At 70.1% G+C, this 6,107-nt stretch carries 3 protein-coding genes and 1 pseudogene; 1 reads left to right on the forward strand and 3 read right to left on the reverse strand.

All coding sequences use genetic code 11. The annotated features are described in order from the left end of the window. Positions 1-141: 141 nt before the first annotated feature. Complete coding sequence (gene leuS / locus ACLEQD_RS34885) at positions 142-2,643, reverse strand: leucine--tRNA ligase (protein WP_410390046.1); 2,502 nt, start codon at positions 2,641-2,643, stop codon at positions 142-144. 217 nt (positions 2,644-2,860) lie between these two features. Between leuS and asnS the strand changes: the two genes are divergently transcribed. Continuing rightward, positions 2,861-4,261 carry an asparagine--tRNA ligase gene (gene asnS, locus ACLEQD_RS34890; protein ID WP_410390048.1) on the forward strand — a complete coding sequence of 467 codons (1,401 nt, stop codon included), beginning with the start codon at positions 2,861-2,863 and terminating at the stop codon, positions 4,259-4,261. A 79-nt stretch (positions 4,262-4,340) separates the two neighbouring features. On the opposite strand, the gene ACLEQD_RS34895 is transcribed toward asnS, so the two are convergent. Both ACLEQD_RS34895 and ACLEQD_RS34900 read right to left on the reverse strand, forming a co-directional pair. Beyond that, the gene (locus tag ACLEQD_RS34895) at positions 4,341-5,231 is read right to left on the reverse strand and encodes an NAD(P)-dependent oxidoreductase (RefSeq protein ID WP_410390050.1); all 891 of its coding nucleotides are present in this window, start codon (positions 5,229-5,231) and stop codon (positions 4,341-4,343) included. Positions 5,232-5,256: 25 nt separating this feature from the next. Next, positions 5,257-6,107: pseudogene (locus ACLEQD_RS34900) on the reverse strand (ABC transporter permease); the annotation flags it as partial.

Raw genomic sequence — 6,107 nt, forward strand, 5'->3', positions numbered from 1 at the left:
TCCGGAGCCGCGAGGGGCAGGGCGCCTCCGGCAGCTCCGCGTCGCAGAAGGCGCAGCGGCGCCGGGCCGCCGTCTGGGGGCGCCCGCAGGAGGAGCACATGACGAGCACTTCCGCGGGCACTTCCCCTCCCTCGCTTGCCGTCAGCCGACGACGAAGTTCACCAGCCGCTTGGGGACGAAGACGAACTTGCGCAGCGTCTTGCCTTCGAGGGCGGCCTTCACCTTGTCGTCCGCCTCCGCCGCCGCGCGCACCGCCGCCTCGTCCGCGTCCGCCGCCACGCGCACCTCCGCGCGCAGCTTGCCGTTCACCTGCACGGCGTACGGAATCACGTCGTCCACCACCAGCGCCGGGTCGAACTCCGGCCAGGCCTCCGTGACGGTGGACGCCTTCGCGCCGTAGGCCTCCGCCAGCTCGTCCGCGATGTGCGGCGCCAATGGGGTGAGGATGCGCGCGAGCAGCCGCATCGCCTCGCCCATGGCCGCCTTCTCCGCGGGCGTCTCCGGCGTGCCCACCGCGTAGAGCGCGTTCACGCACTCCATGACGCCCGCGACGGCGGTGTTGAAGGACAGCCGCTCGATGGCCTCCGTCACGCGCTTGAGGCACTTGTGCGCCGCGCGGCGCGTCTCCAGCGCCTTGCCCTCGTAGGGGCCCGCGTGCGTGGCCTCCGCCGACGAAGCGTGGTGCGTGGCGGCCAGCGTCCACACGCGCTTGAGGAAGCGGAACACGCCCTCCACCTGCTCGTGGGACCAGTCGAAGTCGCGCTCCGGCGGGCCCGCGAAGAGCACGTAGGTGCGCGCCGTGTCCGCGCCGTACTTCTGCACGATGGTGTTGGGCGCCACGCCGTTGCCGTAGCGCTTGCCCATCTTGCGGCCGTCGGCGCCGTTGACGATGCCCTGGGTAATCAGCCGCGTGACGGGCTCGTCCACGGGAGAGAGCCCGAGCAGCTTCATCACCCGGGTCCAGAACCGGAAGTAGAGCAGGTGCATCACGCCGTGCTCGGGGCCGCCCACGTAGATGTCCACCGGCAGCCAGTGCTTTGCCTCCTTCGGATCGAAGGGCGCCGCGTCGTACTTCGGCGACAGGTAGCGCGCGAAGTACCAGCAGGAGTCGACGAAGGTGTCCATCGTCTCCGCCTCCCTGCGCGCGGGGCCACCGCACCTGGGGCAGGTCGTGTTGACGAAGGACGCGACCTTCGCGAGCGGCGGCTCGCCTCGTCCGGTGAGCACCGCCTGGGTGTCGATGTCCGGCAGCCGCACCGGGAGCTGATCCTCCGGGACGGGGAGCCCCTTGCGCTCGGGGTCGCACTTCTCGCAGTAGACGATGGGGATGGGCGTCCCCCAGTAGCGCTGGCGGCTGAAGCCCCAGTCCCGCTGGCGGTACGTCACCGTGGCCTTGCCCTGCCCCTGCGCCTCCAGCTTCGCGGCCAGCTTCACACGCACTTCGGCGGAAGACATGCCGGTGAAGTCCCCGGAGTCCACGAGCACGCCGTCGTCCGTGTACGCCGCGTCGAGCGTCTCACCCGCGCCCAGCTTGTCGCCGGACGCCGGCTGGATGACCACGCGCACGGGCAGCGAGTACTTGCGCGCGAAGGCGAAGTCGCGCGCGTCGTGCGCCGGCACGCTCATCACCGCGCCGGTGCCGTAGTCGCTCACCACGAAGTTGGCGATCCAGATGGGCACCGGCTGGCCCGTCACCGGGTTCAGCGCGTGGGCGCCGGTGAAGACGCCCTCCTTCTCCGCGTCCTCGCCCAGCCGCTCCGTCTTGTTCTGCGCGGCCATCTTCTTCGCGAAGGACTCCACCTCCGCGCGGCGCTCCGGCGTCGTCACCAGGTCCACGAGCTTGTGGTCCGGCGCGAGCACCACGTAGGTGCAGCCGAAGAGCGTGTCCACGCGGGTGGTGAAGATGCGCAGGGATGCGTCATGCCCCTGGACGCGGAAGTCCACCTCCGCGCCGTCCGAGCGGCCAATCCAGTTGCGCTGACGCGCGGTGATGCTGTCCGGCCACTCCTTGAGCGTGTCGAGCGCGTCGAGCAGGTCCTGCGAGTACTTCGTGATGCGGAACGCCCACTCGGGCATCTCCTTGTCCAACACCTCCGAGTTGCAGCGCTCGCAGCGGCCGTCCTTCACCTGCTCGTTGGCGATGACGGTGAGGCAGCCGGTGCACCAGTTCACCTTGCTGAAGCGGCGATAGACGAGCCCGCGCTCGAGCATCTGGAGGAAGAACCACTGGTTCCAGCGGTAGTACTCCGGCTGGCTGGTGTTGACCTCGCGCGTCCAGTCGTAGCTGTAGCCGAGCGTCTTGATCTCCGCCTTGAACGACTCGATGTTCTCGCGGGTGCGGATGGCCGGGTGGACGCCGTCCTTGATGGCCGCGTTCTCCGCCGGCAGGCCGAAGGCGTCCCAGCCCATGGGGTGCAGCACGTCAAAGCCGCGCATCTGGTAGTAGCGCGCGTAGACGTCCCCGATGAGGTAGTTGCGCACGTGCCCCATGTGCATCTGGCCGCTGGGGTACGGCAGCATCTCCAGGACGTACTTCTTGGGGGCGTCCGGACGCCTGCCTGCCCGGAAGAGGCCCTCCTCTTCCCAGCGGGTCTGCCACTTTCCTTCAATCGACTGCGGCTCGTAACGCTCGTTCATCGCCATGGCTCCTCGGACTCTTAGCGGGAGGTAGGACACGCGGGCAACAAGTCTTGGCGCGTCGAAAGCCTGGACGGCTGGCGCCCCGGGGCCCCTGACCGGGAACCCGGGTGGGAGGGGCCCCAAGCAGGCCCGCGCTGGAGGCCGGGCCTCGCTCGGTGCTTGCCCTCGGGCCCGGGCGCGACTAACTCGCCTTCCCGGTCTGGAGCAGAGGGAGAGCACCATGCAGGTCGTGAGTGTGAAGAAGGCCCTGTCGGGGGCCGTCGAAGCGGGCTCGAAGGTGGAGGTGCGCGGCTGGGTGCGGACGCGCCGCGACTCCAAGGCGGGCATCAGCTTCGTGAACGTGAGCGACGGGTCGGTCTTCGACCCCATCCAGGTCGTCGCGCCCAATTCGCTGCCCAACTACGAGAAGGAAGTGCTGCACCTCACCGCGGGCGCCTCCGTCATCTGCCGGGGCACGCTGGTGCAGTCGCAGGGCAAGGGGCAGGCCTTCGAGGTGCAGGCGGACGAGGTCCAGGTGCTGGGCCTGGTGGACGACCCGGACACCTACCCCATCCAGCCCAAGCAGCACTCGCTGGAGTTCCTGCGGGAGGTGGCGCACCTGCGCGTGCGCACCAACACCTTCGGCGCCATCACGCGCGTGCGCAACGCGGCGGCGCAGGCGGTGCACCGCTTCTTCCACTCGGAGGGCTTCTGCTGGGTGAACACGCCCATCATCACCGCGAGCGACGCGGAGGGCGCCGGGCAGATGTTCCGCGTGTCCACGCTGGACGCGACGAACCCGCCGCGCGGGCCGGACGGCAAGATTGACTGGGGCAAGGACTTCTTCGGCAAGGAGGCCTACCTCACCGTGTCCGGGCAGCTGAACGTGGAGGCGTACTGCCTGGCCATGTCCAAGGTCTACACGTTCGGCCCCACGTTCCGCGCGGAGAACAGCAACACCACGCGGCACCTGGCCGAGTTCTGGATGATTGAGCCGGAGATCGCCTTCGCGGACCTCAACGAGGACGCGGCGCTGGCGGAGCGGTTCCTCAAGTACGTGTTCAAGGCCGTGCTGGACGAGTGCGCGCCGGACATGAAGTTCTTCGAGGAGCGCCAGCAGAAGGGCGTCACGGAGCGGATGGAGAAGTTCATCGGCTCCAGCTTCGAGCGCATCGACTACACGGAGGCCGTGTCCATCCTCCAGAAGGCGAAGAAGAAGTTCGAGTACGCGCCGGAGTGGGGCAAGGACCTCCAGACGGAGCACGAGCGCTACCTCACCGAGGAGCACGTGGGCCGGCCCGTGGTGGTGATGAACTACCCGGAGGCCATCAAGGCCTTCTACATGCGCATCAACGAGGACGGGAAGACCGTGGCCGCGATGGACGTGCTCGCCCCGGGCATCGGTGAAATCATTGGCGGCAGCCAGCGCGAGGAGCGCCTGGACGTGCTGGACGCGCGCATGCGGAAGTTCGGCCTCGATCCCGCGCACTACCAGTGGTACCGCGACCTGCGCCGCTACGGCACGGTGCCGCACGCGGGCTTCGGCCTGGGGTTCGAGCGGCTCATCGTCTACATGTGCGGCCTGCAGAACATCCGCGACGCCATCCCCTACCCGCGCGTGCCGGGCTCCGCGACCTTCTAGTCCGCGCCCAAACGCACTGAAGTCGCACTGAAGTCAGCGAGGGCCTCCCGTGGCGCGTCCCGGGAGGCCCTTCGTCTTCTCAGCCCTTCGGCTCGATGCCCGCGCGCTCCTGGGCGAGCGCCCCCAGCGCGGACCAGTCCTCGTCGCCGCGGCCCTGGGCGACGCCGGTGAGGAAGTGGTCGCGCAGGAGGCTGGCCAGCGGGAGGGGCACCTCCGCGGCCCGGCCGGCTTCGAGCGCCAGCGTCACGTCCTTGAGGCCCAGGCGCAGCGCGAAGCCCGCGGGCGTGTACTGCCCCTTCGCGATGGCGCCCGCGTAGTTCTCGAAGATGGGCGCCCTGGCGAAGACGGACTTGAAGACGTCCAGGAACGCGGCGCGCTCCACGCCGCACTTCTCCGCGAGCGCGAAGGCCTCCGACAGGGCCTCCATCATGGACGCGATGAGGAAGTTGCCGGACAGCTTCACCGTGTTCGCGGCGGAGGGGCGCTCTCCCAGCTCCGTGAGGCCGCGCCCCAGGGCCGTGAGCAGCGGGCGCACGCGCTCCACCTGGGCCTTGGGGCCCGCGGCGACGACCCAGAGCTGCTTGCCCGCGGCGGCCTCGGGCCGGCCGAAGACGGGGGCCGAGACATGGCCCTGGCCCGCGTCCGTGTGCGCCTTCGTCAGGCGCTCCGACAGCGCGACGGAGATGGTGCTGGAGGAGACGTGGATGGCGTTCTTCGGCAGGGCGGTGACGATGCCGTCCTGGCCCAGCACGGCCTCCTCCGTGGCGTGGTCGTCCGCGAGCATGGACACGACGACCTCCGCGTCGCGGGCGGCGTCCGCGGGCGTCTTCGCCACGCGCGCGCCCTGCTGCTTCAGCGGCTCCGCCTTGGACGCGGTGCGATTCCAGACGGTGAGCTCATGGCCCGCCCCGGCCAGGTTCTTCGCCATCGGCGTGCCCATGTTCCCCAACCCGATGAAGCCGACCTTCATGGAGATGCTCCCTTCGTGCTCGCGTTCACGCTTCGTTCGACTGTTCTTCCGACACGTCCAGCCGCTCGAAGGCGCGGCCCAGGACGGCGACGCCCAGCGCCACCTCCGCGAACAGTGCTCCCGCCGCCACCAGCCCCGCGAGCGGAACCGCCCAGCGCCCCATGACAGTGAACAACGGGTAGCCCACCAGGAGGGCCACCACCGCGGCAGGCAACAGTCCCAGGAACGTCACCACCAGCGTGCCCACCAGCGTGAGCAGCCGCTGGCCCAGCGCCTCCACGCCGCGTGCCCGCTCGGCGTCCGCTGGAATCCACGCGGGCAGCAGCACCACCGCCGCGTTCTGCACGAACAGCCCCGCCAGCCCCAGCGCCGGCAGCACCGGCAACAGCCCCAGCACCACCGGCGCGGACCATGGCGCGAGCGTCTCGTCGTCCGTGCCCACGCCCAGCACCAGCGCCACGGCCAGCAGCACCCACTGCGCCGCGCCCAGCGTCAGCGCGGAGGCGCCCAGCTCCGCGCCCACCACCTGCCGCCCCGTGAGGGGCAGCGCGCGCAAGAGCTCCAGCTTGGGCAGATCCATGCGCAGGTCGGTGCGGAACGCGCTCGGGCCAATCACGGCCATGGCCACCGCGATCATCAGGGCCATGGGGCCCAGGAACTCACGGCTGTTGGAGAACAGCCGCGTGTCCCCCACCAGCAGCGCGAACACGGCGCCAATCACCCCGAAGGCCAGCAGCATCACCAGCCCGCTCCCCATGCGCCTGCGCGCGATGAGGTTCTTCCAGAGCAGCGCCACCTCGGGACGCCCCCGGGCCGCGAGCACGAAGGGCACCCGGCCCACGCGCAGGTGGGCCGAGCGCGAGGCCCGCTGCGCCG

The sequence above is a fragment of the Corallococcus sp. 4LFB genome, assembly GCF_046520365.1.
Taxonomy (GTDB): domain Bacteria; phylum Myxococcota; class Myxococcia; order Myxococcales; family Myxococcaceae; genus Corallococcus; species Corallococcus caeni.

Excerpts from the sequence above, each read along its gene's own strand:
- leuS (WP_410390046.1), bottom strand. The coding sequence starts at position 2,643 with ATGGCGATGAACGAGCGTTACGAGCCGCAGTCGATTGAAGGAAAGTGG.
- asnS (WP_410390048.1), top strand. The coding sequence starts at position 2,861 with ATGCAGGTCGTGAGTGTGAAGAAGGCCCTGTCGGGGGCCGTCGAAGCG.
- ACLEQD_RS34895 (WP_410390050.1), bottom strand. The coding sequence starts at position 5,231 with ATGAAGGTCGGCTTCATCGGGTTGGGGAACATGGGCACGCCGATGGCG.